This window comes from Bacteroides sp. 1_1_14 (assembly GCF_000162515.1).
Classification (GTDB): domain Bacteria; phylum Bacteroidota; class Bacteroidia; order Bacteroidales; family Bacteroidaceae; genus Bacteroides; species Bacteroides thetaiotaomicron.
Window position 1 is genome coordinate 694,872 of record NZ_GG774702.1, and the last position, 26,570, is coordinate 721,441.

Consider the following 26,570-nt stretch of genomic DNA (forward strand, 5'->3'; position numbering starts at 1 on the left):
TAAAAGCACCATGTATGTGGATAATATCCGGCAATCTTCCGAGCGTATGCGGGAGATGCTCAACACGCTGCTGGATTTCTTCCGTCTGGACAACGGCAAGGAGCAACCCAACCTTTCCCCTTGCAGGATTTCCGCAATCACGCATATTCTTGAAACGGAGTTCATGCCCATTGCCATGAACAAGGGGCTGACTTTGATAGTGGAGAGCCACACCGATGCGGTGGTTTTGACCGACAAGGAACGTATCCTGCAAATCGGCAACAACTTGTTGTCAAACGCCATCAAGTTCACGGATAACGGTAGTGTATCATTGGCAGCGGATTATGATAACGGTTTGCTGAAACTTATCGTTGAAGATACCGGTACGGGCATGACCGAAGATGAGCAACAACGAGTATTCGGTGCATTTGAACGTCTTTCAAATGCCGCCGCAAAAGACGGCTTCGGATTAGGATTGTCCATCGTGCAGCGTATTGTGGCGATGCTCGGTGGAACTATACGCTTGGAAAGCGAGAAAGGCAAAGGGAGCCGCTTCACGGTGGAAATTCCCATGCAGACAGCCGAGGAACTGCCGGAACAGACAATTCAAGCGCAAATGCGCCATAATCATATCTGCCATGATGTGATTGCCATCGACAATGACGAGGTACTTCTCCTTATGTTGAAAGAAATGTATGCCCAGGAAGGGATGCACTGCGATACCTGTACCAATGTTTCGGTACTGATGGAGCTGATACGAAAAAAGGAATACAGCCTGCTTCTGACGGATCTGAATATGCCTGAGATAAGCGGTTTTGAACTGCTGGAACTGTTGCGCTCATCCAATGTAGGCAACTCGAAGAGTATTCCCATAGTCGTGACAACCGCTTCGGGCAGTTGCAGCAAGGAGGAACTTATAGGGCGTGGATTTGCCGGATGCCTGTTCAAGCCGTTCTCCATATCCGAACTGATGGAGATTACGGATAAATGCGCATTAAGCAGCATATTGGATGAAAAGCCGGATTTTTCCACTCTGCTATCTTATGGCAATGAATCCGTCATGCAGGACAAACTGATAGCGGAAACCGAAAAGGAAATGCAGGCGGTCAAGGATGCAGAACAGCGTAAAGACCTCCAAGAACTGGACACACTTACACACCATCTGCGAAGTTCATGGCAGATTCTCCGTGCCGACCAGCCATTGAGGGAACTTTACGCCCAACTTCATGGAAGTGCCACTCCAGATGACGAAGCGATATGCAAAGCGGTGACCGGCTGTGCTGGATAAAGGTGCTGAAATTATCCGGCAGGCAAAAGAAGAAAGGAAAAATACGAAAATGGATAAAACAAGAATCATCGTGGTGGAGGACAATATCGTGTATTGCGAGTTTGTCTGCAACCTGCTGGCACGGGAAGGATTCCGTACCGTGCAGGCTTACCACCTCTCGACCGCGAAGAAACTTCTGCAACAAGCCTCAGACGGGGACATCGTGGTTTCTGACCTACGACTACCCGACGGTGACGGCATCGACCTGCTGCGCTGGATGCGCAAGGAAGGCATGACACAACCGTTAATCATCATGACCAACTATGCCGAAGTGCATACGGCAGTCGAAAGTATGAAACTCGGCTCGCTGGACTATATCCCCAAGCAGCTTGTGGAGGATAAACTTATGCCTCTGCTTCATACCATCCTGAAAGAACGGAGTATCGGACGAAATCGTATGCCCGTTTTTGCCCGTGACAGTTCCGCCTTTCAGAAAATCATGCAACAGATAAGATTAGTTGCCCCTACTGATATGAGCGTGCTGATATTCGGAGAGAACGGCACGGGCAAGGAGCATATCGCCCACCATCTGCATGATAAGAGCAAAAGGGCAGGGAAACCGTTTGTGCCTGTGGACTGCGGTTCACTCTCCAAAGACCTTGCGCCCTCGGCATTCTTCGGACATGTCAAAGGCGCGTTTACGGGTGCGGACAGCACAAAGAAAGGATACTTCAATGAGGCAGAGGGTGGCACATTGTTCTTGGATGAGGTAGGCAATCTCGCATTGGAAACCCAGCAGATGTTACTCCGTGCCATACAGGAACGGAGATACCGCCCTATAGGTGACAAGACGGACAAGAGCTTCAATGTCCGCATCATCGCCGCCACCAACGAGGATCTGGAGAAAGCGGTCATTGAAAAACGTTTCCGACAGGATTTGCTGTACCGTTTGCACGACTTCGAGATAACTGTTCCGCCCTTGCGTGACTGTCAGGAGGACATCATGCCGTTGGCGGAGTTCTTCCGTGAGATTGCCAACAATGAATTGGAATGTAGCGTGACTGGGTTCGATGCGGAAGCCCGTAAGACATTGCTGACCCATCCGTGGCCGGGTAATGTCCGTGAGCTTCGGCAGAAGATAATGGGCGCGGTGTTGCAGGCACAGACGGGAGTTGTCATGAAAGAGCATCTGGAACTTGCCGTAACGAAACCGACCTCACCTGTCAGCTTCGCCTTGCGAAACGATGCGGAGGACAAGGAACGCATCTTACGCGCGTTGAAGCAGGCAAACGGAAACCGCAAGGTTGCCGCCGAATTGCTCGGAATCGGACGTACAACGCTGTATAGCAAGTTGGAAGAGTATGGATTAAAGTATAAATTTCAGCAATCATAGCCCGCAACTTGCCGAAAATAGAAGTAACGGTTAAACCGGATTATTCAGCGAAGATAAAAAACGTCCTGTGATAAAAATCATGGGACATTTTGATGTGTATCCGATTTTTATTGCTACTTTTGTACCAAGACGAGAGACATTGACAGCAACTCACAGCAGAACGTAGAAATAGACAGGGTTGCCAAATCATTACCTCATTTTTACCTTATCCTCAGAACTGCTTGCTAATAAAGTGGTTATAAAAATCTTCCAGAATTACATAATAATTTTGACCCAGTGGGTCATTTGGATGCTTTTATCTGATTATTTAATAGGAAGCAGAACTCAAATTTGAACTACATAAAAGTTTGAAGAAGCGTTGAGAAAAGCTACTTATTAATGGTCTGTAGGATACGACATACCTTTCCATTCTTGTCCACGCCCTCAATAATGATATCTTCGGGAGCTGTGCTGTCCGGTGTATAGTATTCTATGGTCGCTTTGCCTTCGGCGTCTAACCGTAATTCCGGATTCCAGTAAACGGTACTCCGGAAGTCCGAACGCTGGGCGTTCTTTTTCTCGGGAGTATCATAGGTGGGGTGATAGAATTCTACGGACTCACTGTATCCCAGCGGCGTATAAGTGATAATTCCCTGCGCTGGTCTGGCCGGAAGATTTCTAGGGTCTTTCAGAGTGATGACAACGGCACCTCCGGAAGCACGGGGACCCAGTATGACGGCATCTGCTCCTCGAAGCAGACTGATACTGGACATGTCACTGACTTGGATATCCTTCAAAATATCGGAAGCATCTTCATACACAATATCATCGATAACAATGATTGCCGGTTCGGAATTGTTACGGATATGTATCTCACTTCCGTTCGTGATTGTAACGCTGGGTAGTCTGCTGGCTGCATCAAAAGCTGTCTGACCGTATCCTTGCAGTCTGTCTTCTTCTACAGTATAGGTGTTGATCCCCCCCGTATAGATACTTTTTGAGCTCGGACGTTCCCGCTTCGCTGTAACTGTTACTTCTTTCAGATTGTACACACGCATTCCCCCTTCCATGTAATACTGGTCACGGGTATTCATCAGATAATCTTCCATAAAGGTAGTTGCTCCGTTAAAATAAGGGGCTTTATGCGTAGCGACCGGGTACTGGGGAGGATCCATTAGAATATCTACACCGGCAAATCCTTTCTTGGTGCGTGCCTGAACAAGGAATGTCGTGCTGTCTCTGAATGAGGTATTGACGATGAACTGGCCTTTCTCGTCTGTCTCGGTGGTGGCTATGATATTGTATTTGGGAGCCAGTACACAGATGGGACCTTTCTTTACGTTTGCTCCGAAGAATCCCATGATTCGTCCGCTGATGGTTTGTCCTTTTTCTATATAATTTGTGAAATTCAGCGAAGGAGTGCGGAGAACATTTTCCATTTTATGCCTGCGCCAGCCATGTGTCATCATCAGATAGTCGATGGAACGGAGCGTCCGGGCGTCCTGATTCAGAAAATAGAATGCGGGGTCTTCCACATATCCTTTCAGATCCGAAGTCAGCAGGAGATTGGACAGGATATTATCGGTGAGAGAGTCGGGCTGAATACTTTTTCGGTCGGTGATGCTGACAGAGAAAGTACCTTCTACCGGGTTGCCCTCGCTGTCTTTGGCAGCGATCTGTAAAGATACCTTCTCTCTTTTTCCATACGTCGGTTGGTCTGTAGTGATTTGCCATTGATTCGGCTTATGGTCCGGAACGAAAATCAACCGTTCACTAAGTGCATTTCCTTGTTCATCAATCAGCATGAAGTGAGTGATCCCTTCCGTAAACAGGCTGTCATTCATCTTTCCGAAAGTTCTTTTCGGATTGATGGGTTGTAAAATGGCCAGTTTGCCACGGGTATGTGCAAGCAGAAATAGTTTCTGAGGCCATTCAGTCGCTTCTGTCTTTTGGATTTCGTAGCGAATCTCCTGTTTATAGTGCGACATGGCGATGGAGATTCCTTTCGGTTCTATGGCAGGAAGGTCAAACCGCTTGGTAATACTGTCATTAGTTCTTACCGTAACATAATAAGTCTCATTGTTGACGGGATTCATTGTGAAGATGCCCATGCCGTTGTGTTCCGAACGGAAATTGGTAAGTGTGTCTCCTTTAGAGTTGAACAAGAAACCTTCGATCTCTTTAGAGAAGCCATCTGCTCCCTGTGCTTTGAAAGCGACATTCTGATGAGGAATGTTGATCAAGGCACCGCCTTCGGGGAAAAACTTCACATCGAAATCATTGGTAAACACAGGAAGATGGAAAGTCCGTTTGTAGATATATTGCGGATCGTCAAATTCTACTTCTATTCTGCGCGCTACCGGAGATTTTAAATCGGGTAGGGAAATGGAAATCCAGCCGTTTTCGTCCGTCTTTTTTTTGCCTTTGTTTTTTATCTTACCATTCTCAAGGTATAGGTATTTGATTGTTGTATTTTCAAAAACAGCCTGTACGTTGCTTGTAAATTTGATCTTGGCAGTGTAATGTGTATCATCTTCTTGCTGATACTCGATGCTCGAAACGATGGTATTGTCAATAGAGTTTCCTATCTTGATGTTGCGCGAAAAGAAAAAGTCGGGGTCTTCATTCAGCATCCAGTTGCTGTATCCCCGCAGGTAATAATCGCCTGCCGGAAGGGTGGCAGGGAGGGTGAAGGCGTTGTGGAATCCGAGAGAATCTCTGCGGATTTTCTTTCGTTCCACAATGGAGTCGGAACGGTTGATCAGTTCCGTAATGATAAAATTACTTTGTGCGTTGTCCTGATGGGTGATGGCGTTCACCAGATAACCTTTGAACCATATCTTTTCTCCGGCTCCGTAAAAAGGCTTGTCCAGATGGAGGTACAACTTTTCTTTAGGAATTCTTTCCATCAGACTGAAGTTGGCGATAATCGTATCTTGCATGGTCTGTGCAGATAGCGATGAGAAATATAGAAGGACTCCCAAGAGTACTGTGATACTTCTTTTACTTTGAAGAGTAGTGGTGTTTTTCATATATTGTGTTTTTAACTTTTATGCATCCAGATTGAAAGAACTTTTCGCTTCACAGCCAGTATATTAGTGACTGATACGATGAGGAATAAAAGAATACCCATACTGGCAGCTACCCATAACGAACCGGTTTCCAGTTGCGGGAAGAGGAGTCTGATACTCTCTATGTAATAGCTGCGCAGCCAGCATACCAATCCGACAGATAAAATCAGTACGATGATGTTCAGTCCTACGGTCAGTATCTGATAAGGCAGCGCTACCCTGTTGGGGCTGTAGCCTATCAGAAGCAGACTTTCGAGTTTGGTTGTATTCTTTTGGAGCAGTAAGAATATGCTGAGCATCAGGATATAGAATGACAGGATACTGATGAATAAACCTACTCCCAGCACAACACCTACGATAAGGCGAAGGAAATAAGTGGTCTTTCCGGCATCCAGTTTTCCGTCTTCCGTCTCGTAGCCTTTTTTCTGAAAGTAGCTGGCAATAGAAGAGTCGGCGGGATTGCTGACCTCGATGATCAGTCGGGCAGGTTGTGCCTCCGCGTCGGGGGCGAAGTTCTTGTTTGCCCAGTTCATGAAAGACTGCGGAACGAGAATCGTATTCAGACGGTTGGAAAAACCGACGATGTTTCCCTTGTATTGTTCTACCCGTCCGTTGCCCCGCATCATGATGTCCATCTGAATAAGTCCCATTAATCCTTCTGACAACTTAGGCAGACTGCGGCTTTGAGCGAAACCGAAGTTATACAGATTCAGATAATTGCGTGGGATAATGATGGGAATGGTATGTGTTTCTTCGTCAAAGTGCCATTTGTCGAGTTTGATATCTACAAATTCATCGGGAACTGACTCGAAGAACATATCCGTAGAGAGATGAATACCCGCTTTCTGCATCCCCAATCCCGCCGAAACTTTGAATTGAGAAGGAGTGAAAGCTCCTATCGTTTTGGTAAACGACTGTTTTTTCAGATCGGCGATATCTTCGGGAGAGAACGTATTGCTTTTTCCGGCAAAAGACCCGAGCGTACTGATTTTCTTGGTTGCTATGATGAAGTCTTTTTTCATAAAGCTGTCTCCTTCGGTGAATACGGGAATGACATCTTTGTAAAACTGTACGCTGAGCAATACAATCATCATGCCGAACAAGTTGGCTAAAAAGAAACCGGCTAACTGACCGATACTGATATGTTGGCGGAGAAGTTTCCAGACAAGGGTATTCATTATTTTGTATTTTTATATTTTTAGGCGCGGATGACGCTGATTCTGTTATAGTTGGAGCACCTTCTTGTATGGCAGTTCGATATGTTTGCCAATGGACGTAGCAATGACTCCGGCACCTTGTTTCCCGGCTTCGTCGATGATGATTTCTCCCATGATGCGGCTGTTTTCATCATCCAGATGGCTGATAGGCTCATCCAGAAACAGGAAGTCGAACGGCTGGCAGAATGCACGGATAAAAGCGACCCGTTGTTGTTGGCCGAAAGAAAGTTTTCCGGCTTTCACGTTCAGTTTATCTGAGATACCCAGCTTCTCGAATAATGAAAGAATCTCTTTTTTCTTCTTGTGTCCGGTAAGGTTATTCTTCAGTTGTACGTTTTCTAGCGCTGTAAGTTCGGTGAAGATACGCAAGTCTTGAAAAAGCATACTCAGTGAATGCTTTCTCAGGTCTACCCATTGCTTCACGGAATATGCTTTGATATTGGTTTCATCGAAATTGATAATTCCTTGATAATCGTTGCGATAGCCGTAAAGATAGCTGCATAACGATGATTTTCCGGTGCCTGAGGCGGCTTCTATCAGATACATTTCTCCTTTCCGGAAGATAAGGTCCTGATGCCATACATCAGAGGTCACCGAATTACGGTCAGCAAACACTTGGGGAAGTGTTTGCTGTAAGTGAATACTATTCATGCCGTTCATTGACGAATTACATGCCGGCGAATTGCTTGGCAAAATCTACGATTTGTTTGAGGGCATTGACATCTTTGTCTTTCAGGCAAAGGTCTGTTTCGCTTGTTTCTCCTTCCGAACTTACGGATAAATAAGAAACTTTGGAAGCGAGATCAGAATAAGTCTTGAACTCCTTGCCTCCGAAACCTACCAGCATCTTTACGACCGGTAAATCCAGTATGGCTTCTGCATTGATGGCCATAAATACGGTCTTGCCTTTCATGTCTGCTGCGTAAGGAGCGTCTTTGATCGATTTGTCAACCGTTTTGCCAATGCTCTTGTAGAGCAGTTCGTCATTGGTAGCGTACATCTGTTTGTCCTTGATGCCGAAAAATATATTCATGCCTCTTGTTTTGTAGACATACTCGTCTTTGCCCAGTTCCATGATGTCTTCTCCTTTTCTCATGCCCAGTGACTGCTTGTTCTTGTAAAGAGCTTCAAGAGCATTTCCATTCTTTACATCAGCATAAGCAAGAAAAGTAGGGGCACTGTTCATGGTTACATTGATCAGCCCGGCAGAGATATCGCCGTTGAATGAACTGAACAGTTCTTTTACTTCATCCGCTTTGGCGATAGACACAGTGCTGCGGAATTCTTTATTCTCACTCAACAGATTGTAAAGTCCGTCTCCTTTTACGCCCATATTGATGAACATCAGCGTAGATGCCGGAAAGTATTTCACGAATGTGCCGTTTGTCTTTCCAAATGATTCCATTTGTTTTTTCAGAAGCGCTTTGACGGCGTCGTTCTCCGTGTAGTTTTCTGTTTTAAGGGCGATCTTGCCTTTTTCGAAGTTCAGTCCGCCTAGGATGGTAATGTCTTCCGGTTTGATCTCAGAAGGAAGTCCCATGCTGATCTGGCTTCTGTAAGTAGAAGGGATTGCTGACATGGAGGCGAAGAAGTTGATATCACTCTTTTGCTTGGCTATTTTCTGGAAGGCTCCGGATTTCGCAATGCTGTTGTCGGCAGTCTGTTTCATTAGTTTGGTGATGGCTTCTTTGGCTGCTTCTGTCTGAGAAGTTCTGCTGGCAGAGATAATGATTGCAGTGGTTTCATTGAAAGCAAGCAAGTTTCCGTTCAGGGTAGTGAAGCTATATCCGTCCGCTTCGCTGACCGGCTGGCAGATTTGTTCTTTTGCCATCACATCGAGGGAAGCGTGCAAATCGTCTTCATTGCTGACTTTGGCAACGAATGCACCACCGGAAATTTGGGGAGAGCTAAAGATATAGATCGGTGCTTCCGGATCCAGACCGGATGCTCCCGGATTGTTGATCACCTTCTCCAACTGTTGGAAAGTGGCAGCATTCATCCCGCTTTTCATTGCTTCCAGCAGTTTCTGTTTAGCAGCTTCATTTTCTTTGTCGTTCATTCCGGCTTTGTTGGCCAGTGATTTCAAATCAATAGAGGCAACAGCCGTAGCGTCTGCCGGTATTACGTTCGTATATTCCGTTTGTTTGGAACATGCTGCCAGAAACACAATCAGTACTGCCAGTACCGAGAGCCGTGAGATCATTTTCTTTGCCATACTCATACTATTTAAAAGTTATTATTGGTTCAATAAGTTCATTGTGTGGCAAGCCACGAGTGCCGCTGTCTCTGTCCGAAGCCGTGATTTACCCAAGCTGATGGGAGTGAATCCGCATTCGATGGCTTTCTTCACTTCCTCTTCGCTGAAGTCTCCTTCGGGACCGATCAGAACGAGAGCATCTTCTCCTGCTTTCAGTACATTTTTCAGCTGAGGCTTTTCGCCTTCGTAACAGTGAGCAATAAATTTCTGACCTTGAAACTCTTGTGCAATGAACTTGTCGAAGTCCGTCATTTCGTTGAGTTTCGGCAGGCGAGCCTTAAGAGATTGCTTGATGGCTGATATCAGAATCTTTTCGATCCGTTCGGTTTTAATCACCTTGCGTTCGGAAAAACGGCAGTTGAGAAAAGTCAGTTCGTCAAATCCGATTTCCGTAGCTTTCTCGGCAAGCCATTCATTGCGGTCCATATTTTTGGTCGGCGCCATGGCAATGTGCAGATGACACGGCCAGAGCGGTTCCTGAAAGATTGTTTCTTTGATGGCTACAAGGCAACGCTTGTTGGTTGCAACCGTGATTTCTGCTTTATAGAAATGTCCCTTACCGTCTGTAAGAGTGATTTCGTCTCCGATACCCAACCGCAGGACGCGGGTACAATGTTGTGCTTCCTCTTCCGGAAGTTCGTAGTTTTTCTGTATATCGGGAGTATAAAATACGTGCATAATTGGTTAGTGGTTTTGATTTCTTGAATTGATCCGGTCGCGTATCTTGGCAGCCAGTTCGTAATTCTCGTCTTTGATTGCTTGCTCCAATGCTTCTTCGAGTGACATTGAAGTAACGTTGCGAGGCAGATCCCGCTTCTTTTCGTCTTCCGCTTCTTCATCAGACTCTTCAGGATGTCTTCTTTCCTCGTTCGATATCCGAAGGCATTCCTGTTCCAGAATGGATTCATAAATGAGGATCGGACATTCAGCACGGATTGCCATACCGACAGCATCCGAGGTACGTGTATCGATACGTATAATTTCTTCGTCTTTTTTAAGGTAAATGTAGGAATAGAAAATACCGTCCTTCGCCTTGTAGATCAATACGCGGAGCAAACTAGCTCCTAATACGCCGATAATGGTCATGAACAGGTCGTGTGTCAGAGGGCGGGGAGTTTTGACCCCCTTCATATACAGGGCGGTTGCCTGAGCTTCAGCGGGACCTATGATGATAGGCAGTTGCCGTTCACCGTTCACTTCACCCAACAGTAGGGCAAAAGCGCCTACTTGCGCTTGGCTATTTGTGATATTTAAAACTTGTAATTCTACTTTTTTGTCCATTGTTCTTTTTTACTTAATTTACTTTATTCTCTCGTTGGTGTTTGTACTTGAATACCAGAGCAAACAGGATGCCGATCACCAGTGCATACGCCGCAAAGATAAACCAGATGTCCGGCCATTCACGGCTCACTAGTTTGCCATCAGCATATACTGAGAATGCGTCTACGACAGCACCGCTGGCATATCCTCCGATGATGGCACCCAACCCGTTGGTCATCATAAAGAACAACCCCTGGGCACTGGCACGGATGGAGGAACTGGTTTCTTGTTCAACAAACAACGAACCTGAAATGTTGAAGAAGTCGAACGCCATACCATACACGATCATGGAAAGAATCAGCATCCACAGACCGGAACCCGGATCTCCGAAGCCAAACAGCCCGAACCGGAATACCCAGGCGAACATACTGATCAGCATCACTTGCTTGATGCCGAAATGTCTCAGGAAGAATGGTATAGCGAGAATAAATAATGTTTCAGACATTTGAGAAATAGACAGCAGGATCACCGAATGTTTTACTCCGAAAGAATCTGCAAACTCCGGAATACTGGCGAAGCTCCCGAGGAAAAGGTCACCATACGTGTTGGTGATCTGCAATGCTGCTCCTAAAAGCATGGAGAACAGGAAGAAAATAGCCATTTTCTTTCTTTTGAATAATACGAATGCATCCAGTCCGAAGGAAGAAAGTAATGTTTTCTTTTCTGTCTTGGCCGGTTTGCATGCCGGCAGGGTGAAAGAGTATAAACCCAGCAAGAGTGCGGATGCACCGCCTACATAAAGTTGTGCGCTGGAGTTCTTGAATCCGGTAAGGTCTACCGCCCACATGGCGCAGATAAAACCAATCGTTCCCCATACACGGATAGGAGGGAAGTCCTTGATCAGGTCGCATTTATATTGTTCCAGTGCATTGTATGAAACGGTATTGGCCAGTGACAGGGTAGGCATATATACCAATAAATTGAGTAGCATAGCCCAATACATCTGGTCATAATTCGTAACGGTAGAGGCATAGAAAAGACAAGCTGCCCCTGCGATGTGGCAAAGTCCGTATAAACGTTCGGCATTGAACCATTTATCGGCGATAATACCAATGATGCCGGGCATGACTAAAGAGGCAATACCCATGGTGGCGAAGATGGCACCGATCTGTCCTCCTTCGAAGTGGAGTTCTCTGCCCATGTAACCCCCTAGTGAAATTAACCATGACCCCCATACAAAGAATTGCAGGAAGTTCATAATGATCAAACGAACTTTTATACTCATGACTTTTCTAATTTGTGTTTCTCTTTTTACGTTAATAATAGATGCAAATATAATATTTTCGTTGATTGGGTGGACAAGTTAATCGATAAAAAGGGGATAAAAAAGCCATAAATGCGAAGAATAGTGAAGAATTGCTGTTAAAAAGAGGGTGGATAGGCATATAAAAAAAGAAGGCTATCTATCCCAGACAGCCAATCTTTATTAACCTTAAATCTAATACCATGAAAAACACAGTGCAAATATAAAGGGTTTTATGTTATAGAACATAATGATTTGCCAAAAAACTTCTATTTGTTAACTCTAATTAACTTTGAAACTATTATTTTTCTTTTATTCACCCCTTGTTTATGCAAGTTCATGGTGTTTATGACATATATTACTCTACATAGAGTACCAGCCCTTTCAGGTATTCTCCTTCGGGATGGTATATATTTACCGGGTGGTCGGCAGGCTGGGTTAGTTGGTGCAGGATACGTACACTACGTCCTGACATAGCAGCAGCGGTAAACACAGCTGTGCGGAAATTATCCTTGGTTACCACCTGCGAGCAGGAGAAAGTAAACAGGATGCCGCCCGGTTTGATCTTTTCGAATGCTTTGGCATTCAGTTTCCGGTAACCTTGCAAGGCATTCCGCAAAGCATCCTTATGCTTGGCAAATGCAGGCGGGTCGAGAATTATCAAATCGTATTGGTCGCCCATGCGGTCAAGGTATTTGAAAGCATCTTCGGCGAAAGCTTCGTGACGCGCATCGCCGGGGAAATTCAGTTCTACGTTTTTGTTAGTCAGATCGATTGCTTTGGCAGAACTGTCAACGGAATGTACCAGCTTTGCACCTCCACGCATAGCGTAGAAGGAGAAACCGCCGGTGTAGCAGAACATATTCAGTACCGAACGGTCTTTAGAATAATGCTCCAGCAGTGAACGGTTTTCGCGTTGGTCTACAAAGAATCCTGTCTTTTGGCCTTTCAGCCAGTCTACATGGAACTTCAGGCCGTATTCTCGTGCGATATTATCGCTGCTTCCTCCTTTAAGGAAACCGTTTTCGGGGAAAAGATCTGCCTTAAAAGGCAGTGTAGTCTCCGATTTATAATAGATATTTTCGATCTTGTCACCCATTACTTCCGACAGGGCTTCGGCGATAGTCATGCGGTCTACATGCATTCCTGCGGAGTGCGCTTGCATGACGGCAGTCCGGGCATAAATGTCAATGACCAGCCCAGGCAGATTGTCTCCCTCACCGTGTACAAGACGGTAGGTGTCATTGGTGGGATTGACTGCGATACCGATTCCACAACGCATATCATAGGCAATTTGCAGTTTACGTTTCCAGAAATCGTGGTCGATGGGTTCCTGACGGAAAGAGAGCACACGTACGGCGATACTTCCGATCTGGAAATGTCCTTCGGCTATAAATTCCTTCTTCGAAGTGTATACTTCTACAACTTCACCTTCTTCGGGTTCTCCATCGAAACGAGCGATTGCTCCGGAGAAAATCCAGGGATGAAATCTTTTTAAAGACTCTTCTTTGCCGGGTTTGAGGTATACTTTATGCATGTTGTTTAAAATGCTATTTTATCAGTTATTAATTAGTCTTTTATCGGTCATTTGTCAGCGATTGGCGGGAGCATTTGCGTCAACCTCTTCTTCTACAGGGAGGCTTTCGACCTCGTAGTTGCCGGTTCGTTTCAGTTCCTGCAACAGGTTGTAGATGTTGAGGCAAGCCCAGGCATCGGTAGCGGCATATTGTTTCTGTCCGTCGCTCAGTACGTCCGCTTCCCAGTTGGACAGCCGTTGTGATTTGGAAATCTTTTCTTTGAACAGGATTGCATAAATCTTTTGCAGACTTTTGTCCTGTATGCCGAACTGGCGTACATAGTCTTGCAGTTCGATGCAGCTCTGTTGGGTAAAAGGTGCACGTTTGTGCAGCATCATAAAGTCGTCTTTGAGCGACAGTCCTACTTTGATAACAGCCGGATTCTCCAGCAGGTCGACCAAAGGTTGGGTGAGTCCGGTCATATTGAGGCGGAACAGGAAACAGCATTCGTCTGAAGAAATCTGCAGAAGTGCTACTTTATGACTTTGTCCTTTGGTGAAGGATGGGCGCGTTTCGCTATCGATACCCAGTATCGGCTGAGATTGCAGGTAAGCTACTGCTTTTTCTGTTTCCGCTTCCGACTGGATCACATGGATTCGTCCCGGAAATACAGTTTTCGGGAGTTCCTTTAGTTCGTCTTTATTTATACTTCTTCTTACTATCATTTTTGTTTATTCGTCATTACGACAATGGCAACCGTCCTCATGACAATGACATTCGTCGTCGTGGCAGTGACAACCGTCTTCTTCACAACAATAGTCGTCATCGCTTAGTTCGTTATTCTCTTCCTCGTTGTCTTCTTCGTCATTCTCATTCTGCTGGTTATACTTCACATCGTGAAGGGCACGCAGAGTGTTTACCAACTTCTGTCCCCACAGCAGACCGAAGTTTTCCTGACAGATGGCCAGCGAGTCGTTCATGGTTTCGTTCAGTCCCAGCTGGAAAACGAAAATAAAATCTTTGATATCCTGATAGATATCTGCCAAATCTTCCGAGATGGACTTCTTGATAGGCTGGTCACTGTACACCATATCCTGTACGAAAACGTCCAGATAATCATCCTTTTCACCCATCAGCCCTACCAGATTGATGCGCAGAATCTCGTAGATTTCCTCTGTTACATACGTTTCGGGTGCCTCATCTCCAATCGTTTCACACTTCGGAAGCAAGGATGCTTTGAGATAGAGCAGGGGAAGTATTTTTAAGGACGTGTCGACAAAAGCTTTGCGCTTCATGTGTTCAGCACGTTCGAGGAATGCGCAAAATTCGGCGGCTACCGTTACGAACTCGATCACATTCTTTTCAAATATCGTTTGGCTTTCTTTTTCCATAATCAGATTGATTTGAATCGCAAAGGTAAGAAAAAGGATTGAATGAGAGTACTGCTCGTTATTTTTTTATTATTTTTGCGGCTTATAATACGGATTCCAATTTATTTAAAGAATAAAGACTCATGGCAAAAAAGAAAATAGATAAGGAGGCTGAACGCACTCCGTCTTCTCCTGGAAGGATTGTATCAATTTTTAAGAATGAAACCGTTCATTTTGTGATCGGATTGATGCTGGTAATCTTTTCTGTTTATCTTTTGTTGGCTTTTTCTTCCTTCTTCTTTACGGGGGCAGCCGACCAAAGTATTATCGACAGCGGCAACTCGGCAGACCTTGCGGCGGTTAATAACAATGTAAAAAACTATGCCGGATCTCGCGGAGCACAGTTAGCTAGTTATCTGATAAATGACTGTTTTGGAATATCTTCTTTCTTTATCCTTGTCTTTTTGGCGGTGGCAGGATTGAAGCTGATGCGGGTGCGCATTGTCCGTCTGTGGAAATGGTTTATCGGTTGTACATTATTATTGATTTGGTTCTCCGTATTCTTCGGTTTCGCTTTGATGGATCATTATCAGGATTCTTTCATTTATCTGGGAGGTATGCACGGTTACAATGTAAGCCGTTGGCTGGTTTCGCAGGTGGGAGTTCCCGGAGTATGGATGATCCTGCTGATAACGGCAGTCTGTTTCTTTATCTATATAAGTGCACGGACGATAATCTGGTTGCGCAAACTTTTTGCTCTGAGTTTCCTCAAACGTCAGAAGAAAGAAGAGGAAAAAGAGACAGCAGAAGAAGGAACACAGGAGTTCACGACCTCGCAACCGCAGGAAGTGGAGTTCAATCTGAAACGTACTTATAAGCAAACACCTCCTCCTGCTCCCGTGATGGATATACAGGCAGAAGAACCGAAAGAAGAATCTCCGGTCAACGCACCGGAACCGGACGACGAACTTCCTTCTGCTGATGAGGCGGAAGGGGTGACTATGGTCTTTGAACCGACCGTAAGCGATGTGGTTCCTCCTGCTGCTCAGGATGAATTGCCGGGTGAGGATGAACCCGGGTTCCAGGTAGAGACAGCTACGTCCGAAGAAGAATATCAGGGTCCGGAGCAAGAACCTTATAATCCGATGAAGGATCTGGAAAATTACCGTTTCCCGACAATCGACTTGATGAAGCATTTTGAGAATGACGATCCGACGATTGACATGGACGAGCAGAATGCGAATAAAGACCGTATCATTAATACATTGCGCAGCTTTGGCATTGAAATCAGTACGATCAAAGCTACGGTAGGTCCTACGGTGACTCTTTATGAAATTACCCCTGAACAGGGTGTGCGTATCTCGAAGATCCGGGGCCTGGAGGATGATATCGCCCTGAGTTTGTCAGCGGATGGTATCCGTATTATTGCTCCGATACCGGGTAAGGGAACCATCGGTATTGAAGTTCCGAATAAGAATCCGAAGATTGTATCCGGTCAGAGCGTGATTGGAAGCAAGAAGTTCCAGGAGTCTAAGTTTGACTTACCGATTGTACTGGGTAAGACGATCACGAACGAAGTGTTCATGTTCGACCTTTGCAAGATGCCGCACGTGTTGGTGGCAGGTGCTACCGGGCAGGGTAAGTCTGTCGGCTTGAATGCAATCATTACTTCCTTATTATATAAGAAGCATCCGGCTGAATTGAAATTTGTACTGGTTGACCCGAAGAAGGTGGAGTTCAGCATTTACTCCGTCATTGAAAACCATTTTCTGGCCAAACTTCCCGACGGAGGCGAACCGATTATTACGGACGTGACCAAGGTAGTGCAAACGCTGAATTCTGTTTGTGTGGAAATGGATACACGCTATGACCTCTTGAAGATGGCTCATGTACGTAATGTCAAGGAGTATAATGAGAAGTTTATCAACCGCCGCCTCAATCCGGAGAAAGGACATAAGTTTATGCCGTATATTGTGGTGGTAATCGACGAGTTCGGAGATTTGATCATGACTGCCGGTAAGGAAGTGGAACTTCCTATTGCCCGTATTGCGCAGTTGGCACGTGCGGTCGGTATTCACATGATTATCGCTACGCAGCGTCCGACAACGAATATCATTACAGGTACGATCAAGGCGAACTTCCCGGCACGTATTGCGTTCCGTGTATCTGCTATGATGGACTCCCGTACGATTCTTGACCGTCCGGGGGCAAACCGCCTGATTGGTAAGGGAGATATGCTCTTCCTGCAAGGTGCTGATCCGGTACGTGTGCAGTGTGCCTTTATCGATACGCCGGAAGTGGAGGAAATCACGAAGTTTATTGCCCGTCAGCAGAGTTATCCAACTCCGTTCTTCCTGCCCGAGTATGTGAGCGAAGACAGCGGTAGTGAAGTGGGCGACATTGATATGGGACGTCTCGACCCGTTATTTGAAGATGCGGCACGCTTGGTGGTCATCCATCAGCAAGGTTCCACTTCGTTAATTCAACGTAAATTTGCTATTGGTTACAATCGTGCCGGACGTATCATGGATCAGCTTGAAAAGGCGGGAATCGTCGGACCCACACAGGGAAGCAAGGCTCGTGATGTACTCTGCATCGACGATAATGATCTTGAAATGCGTTTGAACAATTTACAATAACAGATCGTTTATTAATCAAATGAGAAAATACATTTTTAGTGTTTTAATAGCTTTACTGTCACTGCCTGTGATTGCTCAACAACAGCAGTCGCAGGCTAAAGCTGTTCTGGAGAAGACAGCCGAAGCATTTAAGAAGGCAGGTGGTGTAAGGGCTGATTTTACCTTGAAGGCTGTCAATGACGGTCATCTGGAAGGACGTGAGAATGGTATCATCCAGTTGAAAGGCGAGAAGTTTATGCTGAAGACCTCCGAGACAACCACTTGGTTTGACGGGAAAACACAGTGGAGTTACATGGTGAGAAATGATGAAGTGAATGTCAGCAATCCTACTCAGGAAGAGTTGCAGCAAATCAATCCGTATACCTTTCTTTATATGTATCAGAAAGGATTCTCTTATAAGCTGGGAACTGTGAAGGTATATCAGGGTAAAGCTGTTTGGGAAGTGATTCTGACTGCTAATGATAAAAAGCAAGAGTTGGAAAGTATTACGCTTTATGTGACAAAGAGTACGTATGAACCGGTTTACATTCAGCTTCAGCAACGTGGTCAGAAAACGCGTAATGAGATTACCGTGACAGCTTATCAGACCGGACTGGATTATGCGGATCATGTTTTCACTTTCGACCGGAAGGCATACCCCACTGCGGAAGTGATAGACTTACGATAGGATGTTCTTTTGAGTAAGAGATGAGATAGTTGGAATATAAAACAATAATATAACAATAAAATGGCAGAAATAGAAAAAGTAAAATGCCTGATTATAGGCTCAGGGCCTGCCGGATATACGGCAGCGATCTATGCAGGACGTGCTAACCTTTGTCCGGTGCTTTATGAAGGATTGCAACCCGGTGGTCAGTTGACGACTACTACGGATGTGGAGAACTTCCCCGGTTATCCGGAAGGAATCAGTGGTCCGCAGTTGATGGAAGATTTGCGTGCGCAAGCCAGCCGTTTCGGAACAGACGTCCGTTTCGGTATTGCTACAGCGGCAGATTTGAGCAAAGCTCCTTATAAAATAACGATTGACGGTGATAAGGTGATTGAAACGGAAGCATTGATCATTTCTACCGGTGCTACGGCCAAATACCTGGGACTGGAAGACGAAAAGAAATACGCCGGAATGGGAGTTAGCGCTTGTGCTACTTGTGACGGTTTCTTCTACCGGAAGAAAGTCGTTGCAGTGGTGGGCGGTGGAGATACAGCCTGTGAGGAAGCGATCTATCTGGCTGGTCTGGCATCCAAAGTATATCTGGTGGTTCGCAAACCTTACCTGCGTGCATCGAAGATTATGCAGGAGCGTGTGCAGAAGCATGAGAAGATTGAAGTTCTTTTTGAACACAATGTAGTCGGCTTGTTTGGCGACAACGGCGTAGAAGGTATGAATGTCGTGAAGCGTTGGGGCGAATCGGACGAAGAACGTTACAGCCTGCCGATCGACGGCTTCTTCTTGGCTATCGGTCACAAACCGAATTCGGATATCTTCAAGGAGTATATCGATACTGACGAAGTGGGTTACATTATTACAGATGGTGACAGCCCCCGTACGAAAATTCCCGGAGTATTCGCAGCGGGAGATGTGGCTGATCCGCATTATCGTCAGGCTATTACAGCAGCGGGAAGTGGCTGTAAGGCTGCTATCGAAGCGGAACGTTATCTCTCTGCAAAGGGAATTATTTAAAGATGAAGTAAGGCGGAATGCTTTGCATGGAATAAATAAGAACTGAATCGATAAAAAAACGGTGGACATGAGCAACAAGCTGAATGTCCACCGTTTTTTGTTATCTCACAGGCATTAATATGCTTCGATTTCGTCTATCCACAATTCGGCAGGAATGACTTCCGGACCGTTGTTCTTTTCGAAATTGACGCCATTACGCAAGGTACCGCCATTCTTGATTTTTACTTTCAGGAAAGTGGCTTGTGTCGGTTCGAATTCGATAGAGTCGGTGAATGCGATTCTTCCCGTTTCCGGACAATCATGCTTCAATACTTTTTCGGCTATCTGAGTATATTTCTGACCGTCAGCAGATACTTCTACGGCAACTCCTCCGGCGGGGAGCATTCTCATGGCAGGATTGAACAAGGAGCCGAAGACCACTTTTCTTACTTCTGTCGGTTTGTCCAGATGGACGATGAATTCCAGGTCTTTACCCTCTACGATTGCGAAACTGGACCACGGAGTGTAAGAAGCATTGTTACCTCTCTTACCATTCGTCAGACCGAAAGTTGTTTTGTCAGCTCCCAGTACATCATTGTCGCCGAAAATATCCCCTGTCCATCCCATTGTATAATTGACGGTAAATGGTTTTCCCGCCAGCAGATTGCCATACAATGGCTTGTTGGTGACTTTGCCCAGCATCTTGCCGTCTTTGAAGGCGGCAGCTTTCAGGTCGATGTTTCCTTCAAGTGCGAAAGGCTGTTCATATAGCGTAGAACCGTAAGTCGGTTCGCTGCCGTCTGTGGTGTATCTGATTTCCGCATTCGGGTAGAATGTTTCCAGCAATACCATCAACGGACCGTTTTCATCCGCATGAGTATTGATGTTTACGTCGAAGAAGTTGAGGCAGGGTTTGGTATCCATGACTTCCAGGCGCTCAAATTCCGTAACCATGCGTTCGCAGAAACTCTTCCAGTTTTTGTTGGCATCCAGCGTCCATCCCGTTTCCGCGATTGCCATTGCACGTGGGAAGGCCTGATAATCTACCCGGTCGGAAGTTTTCATATATTCTCTCCAGAGGTTGCCTTGCATACCGATAATATGCTTTTTCACTAGTTCATCGGCATCATCCGGAACAGGATTGTAGCTATAAGTCTTCTTCAGCGTTGTGTATCCGCCGATGGTAGTCGGGGCGATTTCCGGATCTTCCTGATAGAAGTCCAGATAAGCATAAGGCATGGGAGCCATGATTGCGTTGTGTCCTGCTTTAGCTGCATTCAATCCGCCTTCAACGCCACGCCATGATAAGACAGTAGCGTTCGGAGCCAGACCGCCTTCCAAAATCTCGTCCCAGCCGATGATATTGCGTCCTTTGCCGTTCAGGTATTTTTCCATGCGGGTAACGAAGTAACTTTGCAGTTTATCTTCCTTGCTATGCTTCATTCCGTCCACTTTGCTGGGAGTCACGTCATCCTTCAAGCCTAACTGACGAATCAACTGCTGACAGAAAGCACTGTTCTTCCAAGCTGTTTTGGGGCATTCGTCCCCTCCGATATGAATGTATTCGCTGGGAAATAATTCGACTACCTCATCCATGACTCCTTCAAAGAACTTGAAAGTGGTCTCGCTCGGGCAGAATACCTGTTCGAATACGCCCCACGTAGGTGATACTTTATATGTCTGTGTAGAATCACAAGACAATTCGGGGTAAGCAGCCAGAGCCGCCAATGCATGCCCCGGCATTTCTATTTCGGGGATTACATTGATATATTTGCTTGCAGCATAAGCTACTACTTCTTTTATCTGTTCCTGTGTGTAATATCCTCCGTGTTCTATTCCGTCGAATACTTGCGGATAGTTCACATAATAATAGTCTACCAGCGTCTTTTCACGTTTGGAACCTATCTCTGTCAGTTTCGGATATTTCTTGATTTCGATTCTCCATCCCTGATCGTCCGTCAGATGCCAGTGGAAAACGTTCATCTTGTTCATTGCCAACAGGTCGATAAACTTGTAGATATACTCTATCGGGGCGTAATGGCGGCAAACGTCCAGCATCAGTCCGCGATGTACAAAGCGGGGAGCGTCTTCGATCTCTACAGCCGGAACAGACCAGTCGGCTTTCTTCTTCAGTTCTTTTCCGTAAACAGCGGGAGGAAGAAGTTGATAAATAGTCTGTACACCATAGAAAAATCCGTTCGGCTGAGAAGCTGTAACTGTAATAAGGGTAGGGGTGACAGACAGTTTGTAGCCTTCTTTAGGCATACCTTCTTGTAGTACGAAACTGATAGCAGGCTTTCCATCCACGCTTTCGGCTTCTTTCAGAGAGATTCCGGCAGTCTGTTTCAGTTGTTCGGCAAAGCCGTCGGCTACCTTTTTAACTTCCGGAGCATCGGACGGAACTACCAGCCGGACTTTGTTACTCAGTTCGAAGCGGCCTTCTTTGGGAACAAGCTGGTTGGGTTGCGGAACGATGTTGTACTCGTTCGTCACTTCTTTTGGCTTCTGACAACTGGGGGTAATCATAAGTAAGGACAAAAGAAGAAGGGAAATACTTTTCTTCATGGTCTGAAATTGTGTTAAGTTATTAATATATTGACAGGACAAATGTACTTGTTTAATTGATAAGTTCCAATAGTATAGAAATAAAAAAGCCGATGTGACGAACATCGGCTTCCAGTTAAAGTTTCAGATCACTTTTTATGATCGTATAAGGTCTGTATTATCCTATCTTGCTTATTTTCTTGAGTTTTTCTTCTTCAATGATTTTGATCTTTCTTCCGTCGATGGTGATCAGGCGTTCCGTAGCGAACTGTGATAAGGTACGGATGGCGTTCGAGGTGGTCATGTTCGACAGATTTGCCAGGTCTTCACGGGAAAGATAAATACTCAATGTCGACCCGTCTTCTTCCAGACCGTAGCTTTCTTTGAGGAAAATTAGCGATTCTGCCAGACGTCCGCGGATATGTTTCTGTGTCAGGCTGACGGTACGTTCGTCGGAAATGCCGAGATCGATAGAAAGCTGGCGGATGAAGAACATGGCTAAATCATTGTTTTGAGCAATAAGCGTGGTAATGGCAGTCATGGGGATGAGACAGATAACAGAAGGTTCAAAAGCAGCGGCAGCAGTTACGAAGTCTTCCTTTGCGAAGTATGCACGGTACGCAAAGTATTCCCGCTGTTTAATCATGCGGATAATCTGACTTCTACCTCCTACACCATCTTTGAAGATTTTGACCTTGCCGGTAATGAGGCACATCAAATGAGAGGGAGTCTCCCCTTCGCAGTAGATGGTTTCGTTTTTTTTGTAGGTCTGTATTGTATAATTGTTCATCAGAAACTCCCTTTGTTCGTTATTCAAAGGAGCTAACAAATCGGATAATGGTTCCGAAATATCGATGTCTGACATGTTCATTTTTACCATGGGTGCTACAAAACTGTGTTATACAGCACAAAAGTAGAAAGAAAAAATGAGAAAATGAACGAATCTATAAAAAGATTGCACAAAAGCAGGTTCTTTCGTGCAATCTTCAGGAGCTTTTTATTTGGTGAACAAGAGTTCCCTGTACTTGGGTAGCGGCCATATTTCGTCGTCTACCTCCATCTCCAGATGATCGATATGATCGCGGATTTTATCAAGATAAGGACGTACTTTTTCTTCGTATTCGAATGCTCTCTCTTTGTAGTTGTCTTTGTGATTGGCAACTTTTCGGGCTTCGGTCATTTCGCGTACCAATACTTTGATGGAAGTCACCCGGTGTGAGATTTCGCGAATCAGCTCTTTGCGGTCGGCGCTCAATACTTCGTATTCTTCGGGAGAGAAGATTTCTTTCATTTTGCAAAGATTCTCCAATAGCCGGTTCTGGTAGGTGACAGCCGTCGGCACGATGTGGTTGATGGCAAGGTCGCCCAATACGCGTCCCTCGATCTGTACCTTCATGGTGTATTTTTCCAGTTCTACTTCGAGACGGCTGTTCAGTTCGGTTTCGTTGAAGATGCGCTCACCGATCAGTACCGATTTCGACTGGTTGTCTACGTAGTGCATCAGTGCTTCCGGCACGTGGCAGATGTTGGTCAGTCCGCGGCGGGCAGCTTCCTGTCTCCATTCTTCTGAGTAACCGTCGCCTTCAAAGCGGATGGCTTCGGAAGCGATGATGGTTTCTTTCAGCAGGCGGAAGATAGCTTCGTCTTTGCCCACTCCTTCTTCCATCAGTTTCTCCACAGATGCGCGGAATTCGTTCAACTGGTTGGCCATGGCGGCGTTGATGGCGATCATGGCGGCGGCACAGTTGGAAGAAGAACCGGCGGCACGGAACTCAAAGCGGTTTCCGGTGAAGGCGAAAGGAGAAGTACGGTTGCGGTCGGTGGTATCGAGCAAGATTTCCGGGATACGTCCGATTCCCAGTTTCAGCGTAGTCTTTTCTTCCGGTGTCATCTTTTCGTTTCCTACTTGGCGTACGATTTCGTCGAGGGTTGCCGAGAGTTGTGAACCGAGGAAGCAGGAGAGGATGGCGGGAGGAGCTTCATTCGCTCCCAGACGGTAGCTGTTGCTGGCACTCATGATGGAGGCACGCAGCAGGTCCTGATTCTTGTATACCATCATCAGTACGTTTACCAGGAAAGTAAGGAACAGCATATTGCCTTTCGGATTCTTTCCAGGGGCAAACAGGTTGATGCCGGTGTCGGTGCAGAGCGACCAGTTATTATGTTTGCCGGAGCCGTTTACGCTGCTATATGGTTTTTCGTGCAGCAATACATTGAAGTGATGCTTGCGTGCGATACGCTTCATCAAGTCCATGACAAGCTGGTTGTGGTCGTTTGCCAGGTTGCAGTTTTCGAAGATGGGAGCCAGCTCGAACTGGTTGGGAGCTACTTCGTTGTGACGGGTCTTGGCAGGGATGCCCAGTTTGTGACATTCGATTTCGAGTTCCTTCATAAATGCGGTGACACGTGGAGGAATGGAGCCGAAATAGTGGTCTTCCAGCTGTTGGTCTTTGGCGGAAGAGTGTCCCATCAAGGTACGTCCGGTCAGACAAAGGTCGGGACGTGCATTATATAAGGAGGAGTCTACGAGGAAATATTCCTGTTCCCATCCTAAGTTGGTAAAGACGCGTGTTACGTTCTTGTCGAATAGCTGGCAAACATCCGTAGCAGCCTTGTCTACGGCGGCAAGTGCTTTCAGAAGCGGAGTCTTGTAATCCAGCGCTTCGCCTGTGTAAGAGATAAAAATCGTAGGGATACAGAGCGTGGTATCTACTACGAATGCTGGAGAAGAAACGTCCCATGCGGTATATCCGCGAGCTTCGAATGTATTACGGATACCGCCATTGGGGAAAGAAGAAGCGTCCGGTTCTTGCTGAATCAGCAGTTTTCCGGAGAATCGTTCAATGACTCCGCCGTCTTCGCCAAATTCGATAAAGCCGTCATGCTTTTCGGCGGTTCCGTCTGTCAGAGGCTGAAACCAGTGTGTGTAGTGGGTGACGTTGAGCGACTTGGCCCAGCTCTTCATGCCGTTGGCAATCAGGTCGGCTATTTCACGGCTGATCGGTGTACCTTTTTCGATTGCATCGGTAACAGCCTTATAGGCTTCCTTCGGAAGATACTCCTGCATCTTCTTGCGGTCGAATACGTGGCTACCATAATAATCAGAGAGTTTGTTGGAAGGGGCAGTAACTTCCAGCGGCTTCCGGTTGGAAAGTTCTTGTAAGGTGTAAAATCTCATTTTTGACATAAATCGTCTTCTTTTTATCGGTTGATGGCGCAAAATTATATGTTTTTTCTGAAAGTACCCCTATTTTAAAGGGGGTATTTTCAGAAAATGATATATTTTTCTGAGGAACACCCCCTCTTTAAAGGATTGATTCGTCTCTGAATTACCTTTTGCCCGTCATGGTGCTTTTTGATTATAACCGATTAAGAGATGGATTCCAGTATTTCCTGCTGTCCGTCCTTGTTTTCTGCCGGTCGATTTCCGCAGCCATCTGTTTGACTAACATTTCTACCTGCATATAATGCTTGTTCATGTTTCTGTATAGCAGCTTCATTGTAGGACTGTCCATAGCCATTTGGGTGAGGAACTGTAGATGCTTCCCCATCGATGCGTTCATTTGCATACGCGTTTTTTTGTTTAAGTCGTCCTGTATGGAGTAGGCACCGCAGGAGAGCAGGATTTCTGCCATGCCATCATCCCAAGCGTGCATGGTGAGATGGGTGAGTGCTCCCACAATTTTCTTCAGGTCTTTCAGCAGAATGTTTAGCATTTCGAATTCAGTGCGGTTTACGGAGCAGGAATCCGGGTTCAGGAAGAGGGCGAATTTGAGGTAGAAGTCCTTTAATTCTCTGTCATTAACAATAAATACATTTTTGGGAGCTTGTGTGATACCTCCCACCGTTGGTTGAACGGCAACTTGTTCTGTTTCCATAATAAGTGATTATGAGTGTGTGGTAGGCGAAGATTTTCTAAAATAATAAGAGCGGTTCCGCCTTTCCCGTTACTCTTCACCAACCAGGCAGTGGGTGCATTAACATTCCACACGGGGGTACGAAACCGCCATATGAAGCATCGAGACAGGCATAAAAATGCCTGCCACAAAAAGAGGCAGGTTTCCTGCCTGGTTGTAAGAAGAGTATTACAAAGATACAACATTTTTCTTTTTCGTCAAGAATAAAGTGGAAAATAAAAGGCAGGTGAGGATAACTTTAACACGGATATGCAGGGATGCCTTATACTGATGCTGTTACTTTTACTTTCGTTTAGTTGGAAGGGACTCATTCTTTATTTAAACCCTGTTCGTGCCTAAAAGGAATGGTAAGCATTTTAGTTCATTAGAGTACGTTAATGAACTAATCATTCGTCTTTTTTATTAAGATTTAATTCTGTTTTTGCAAAGAACTAGTCCCCATTATACTTAAATCTATTCGTCTGACAGTTGTTGAACTTTCGTCTGACAACTGTTACTCTTTCGTCTAACAGCTGTCAGACGAAAAAATAACAGCTGTCAGACGAATAGTTTTATGTATAGTCGAAGATAGATTTATTAAAGATAAGAGGTAAAAAACGTGTTAATCAGGATTAGTTCATAGCCTGCCTCAAGATGACTCATAACTATGCAGAAGTGATTTAAATCATGCAAGAATGAATCACCTTCTACATAGAAATGTGAATGTAGCATAAGTAGAAAAATGTCCATGAAAACTGATATGATGCGTGGCGTGGGGAAAGGATTTTCCTTGCTAACTCTTTTTTGCAGCTTAATTCCCTTGCTTTTCGATATTCTTTTTTATATTTGCCTACAATAAACAAGGAGATACGACGATTGAAATATAAGATATTGATAGGATGTATGTTGTGCTTGTTCTCTTTTATTCCGAAGGGGGCAGCCAATCTTGTTCTTAATCCTTATACAAGTCAGGAGATATCTGCTGATTCCATCATTGAGCGTGTCATGACTTTTGCTCCCTCTTATGAAAGTATAGTGAGCGACTATCGCGCGAACCTATATATAAAAGGTAAGATGAATATTCAGAAGAAGAATTTTATCCTCCGGTACGTTCCTTCGATGTTTCGCTTGCAGAAAGGGGTACGTGAATACTTGCTCGAAACGTATAGTGACCTGCATTATACAGCTCCCAATATCTATGACCAGAAAGTTAAGGCATCA

Annotated in this window: 20 protein-coding genes; 6 read left to right on the forward strand and 14 right to left on the reverse strand. The window is 45.5% G+C overall.

Features of this window, described 5'->3' with window-relative positions:
* Positions 1-10: 10 nt before the first annotated feature.
* A complete protein-coding gene (locus tag HMPREF9007_RS21710; RefSeq protein WP_233564105.1) occupies positions 11-1,267 on the forward strand; it encodes a hybrid sensor histidine kinase/response regulator in 1,257 nt (418 codons plus the stop codon).
* 49 nt (positions 1,268-1,316) lie between these two features.
* The gene (locus HMPREF9007_RS21705; protein ID WP_005775887.1) at positions 1,317-2,639 is read left to right on the forward strand and encodes a sigma-54 dependent transcriptional regulator; all 1,323 of its coding nucleotides are present in this window, start codon (positions 1,317-1,319) and stop codon (positions 2,637-2,639) included.
* A 368-nt stretch (positions 2,640-3,007) separates the two neighbouring features.
* On the opposite strand, the gene HMPREF9007_RS21700 is transcribed toward HMPREF9007_RS21705, so the two are convergent.
* The 10 genes from HMPREF9007_RS21700 to HMPREF9007_RS21655 form a co-directional block, all read right to left on the reverse strand.
* The gene (locus HMPREF9007_RS21700; RefSeq protein WP_008759997.1) at positions 3,008-5,650 is read right to left on the reverse strand and encodes a TonB-dependent receptor plug domain-containing protein; all 2,643 of its coding nucleotides are present in this window, start codon (positions 5,648-5,650) and stop codon (positions 3,008-3,010) included.
* Between the two features lie 11 nt (positions 5,651-5,661).
* The gene (locus HMPREF9007_RS21695; RefSeq protein WP_008759998.1) at positions 5,662-6,867 is read right to left on the reverse strand and encodes a hypothetical protein; all 1,206 of its coding nucleotides are present in this window, start codon (positions 6,865-6,867) and stop codon (positions 5,662-5,664) included.
* A 45-nt stretch (positions 6,868-6,912) separates the two neighbouring features.
* A complete protein-coding gene (locus tag HMPREF9007_RS21690; protein ID WP_032813911.1) occupies positions 6,913-7,557 on the reverse strand; it encodes an ATP-binding cassette domain-containing protein in 645 nt (214 codons plus the stop codon).
* Positions 7,558-7,573: 16 nt separating this feature from the next.
* Positions 7,574-9,121 (reverse strand): DUF4836 family protein, encoded by a 1,548-nt coding sequence (locus HMPREF9007_RS21685; protein ID WP_011109199.1) that lies wholly within the window; start codon positions 9,119-9,121, stop codon positions 7,574-7,576.
* Positions 9,122-9,142: 21 nt separating this feature from the next.
* Entirely contained in the window at positions 9,143-9,841 is a 699-nt protein-coding gene (locus HMPREF9007_RS21680; protein ID WP_008760001.1) for a 16S rRNA (uracil(1498)-N(3))-methyltransferase, read from the reverse strand.
* 6 nt (positions 9,842-9,847) lie between these two features.
* Positions 9,848-10,444: a bifunctional nuclease family protein gene (locus HMPREF9007_RS21675; protein ID WP_008760002.1), complete on the reverse strand. Its 597-nt coding sequence runs from the start codon at positions 10,442-10,444 to the stop codon at positions 9,848-9,850.
* 13 nt (positions 10,445-10,457) lie between these two features.
* A complete protein-coding gene (locus tag HMPREF9007_RS21670) occupies positions 10,458-11,708 on the reverse strand; it encodes a nucleoside permease (RefSeq protein WP_008760003.1) in 1,251 nt (416 codons plus the stop codon).
* Positions 11,709-12,084: 376 nt separating this feature from the next.
* The gene (locus HMPREF9007_RS21665) at positions 12,085-13,263 is read right to left on the reverse strand and encodes a class I SAM-dependent rRNA methyltransferase (RefSeq protein ID WP_008760004.1); all 1,179 of its coding nucleotides are present in this window, start codon (positions 13,261-13,263) and stop codon (positions 12,085-12,087) included.
* Between the two features lie 54 nt (positions 13,264-13,317).
* Complete coding sequence (locus HMPREF9007_RS21660) at positions 13,318-13,968, reverse strand: 3'-5' exonuclease (RefSeq protein ID WP_008760005.1); 651 nt, start codon at positions 13,966-13,968, stop codon at positions 13,318-13,320.
* Positions 13,969-13,974: 6 nt separating this feature from the next.
* Entirely contained in the window at positions 13,975-14,634 is a 660-nt protein-coding gene (locus tag HMPREF9007_RS21655; protein ID WP_008760006.1) for a DUF5063 domain-containing protein, read from the reverse strand.
* A 122-nt stretch (positions 14,635-14,756) separates the two neighbouring features.
* Here HMPREF9007_RS21655 and HMPREF9007_RS21650 point away from each other — a divergent pair, with 122 nt between their 5' ends.
* Genes HMPREF9007_RS21650 through trxB form a run of 3 tightly spaced genes read left to right on the forward strand, consistent with a single transcriptional unit; the run spans position 14,757 to position 18,930 of the window.
* Positions 14,757-17,252, forward strand: a complete 2,496-nt coding sequence (locus HMPREF9007_RS21650; RefSeq protein ID WP_008760007.1) for a DNA translocase FtsK — start codon at positions 14,757-14,759, stop codon at positions 17,250-17,252.
* Between the two features lie 19 nt (positions 17,253-17,271).
* Positions 17,272-17,919, forward strand: coding sequence for a LolA-like putative outer membrane lipoprotein chaperone (locus HMPREF9007_RS21645; protein WP_008760008.1), 648 nt, complete (start codon positions 17,272-17,274; stop codon positions 17,917-17,919).
* A gap of 60 nt (positions 17,920-17,979) precedes the next feature.
* Positions 17,980-18,930, forward strand: a complete 951-nt coding sequence (trxB, locus tag HMPREF9007_RS21640) for a thioredoxin-disulfide reductase (RefSeq protein WP_008760009.1) — start codon at positions 17,980-17,982, stop codon at positions 18,928-18,930.
* Positions 18,931-19,044: 114 nt separating this feature from the next.
* Here trxB and HMPREF9007_RS21635 read toward each other — a convergent pair whose 3' ends face one another.
* The 4 genes from HMPREF9007_RS21635 to HMPREF9007_RS26770 all read right to left on the reverse strand — a co-directional run bounded on the left by HMPREF9007_RS21635 (position 19,045) and on the right by HMPREF9007_RS26770 (position 25,331).
* The gene (locus tag HMPREF9007_RS21635; protein WP_032850064.1) at positions 19,045-21,474 is read right to left on the reverse strand and encodes a family 20 glycosylhydrolase; all 2,430 of its coding nucleotides are present in this window, start codon (positions 21,472-21,474) and stop codon (positions 19,045-19,047) included.
* Between the two features lie 157 nt (positions 21,475-21,631).
* Positions 21,632-22,333, reverse strand: a complete 702-nt coding sequence (locus tag HMPREF9007_RS21630; RefSeq protein ID WP_008760011.1) for a Crp/Fnr family transcriptional regulator — start codon at positions 22,331-22,333, stop codon at positions 21,632-21,634.
* A gap of 117 nt (positions 22,334-22,450) precedes the next feature.
* On the reverse strand, positions 22,451-24,640 hold the full coding sequence (locus HMPREF9007_RS21625) for a glutamine synthetase III (RefSeq protein WP_008760012.1): 2,190 nt from the start codon (positions 24,638-24,640) through the stop codon (positions 22,451-22,453).
* 172 nt (positions 24,641-24,812) lie between these two features.
* The gene (locus tag HMPREF9007_RS26770; RefSeq protein WP_008760013.1) at positions 24,813-25,331 is read right to left on the reverse strand and encodes a hypothetical protein; all 519 of its coding nucleotides are present in this window, start codon (positions 25,329-25,331) and stop codon (positions 24,813-24,815) included.
* Between the two features lie 921 nt (positions 25,332-26,252).
* Between HMPREF9007_RS26770 and HMPREF9007_RS21615 the strand changes: the two genes are divergently transcribed.
* Positions 26,253-26,570: DUF5686 family protein (locus HMPREF9007_RS21615; RefSeq protein WP_032850065.1), on the forward strand; the 318-nt coding region annotated here is incomplete at its 3' end.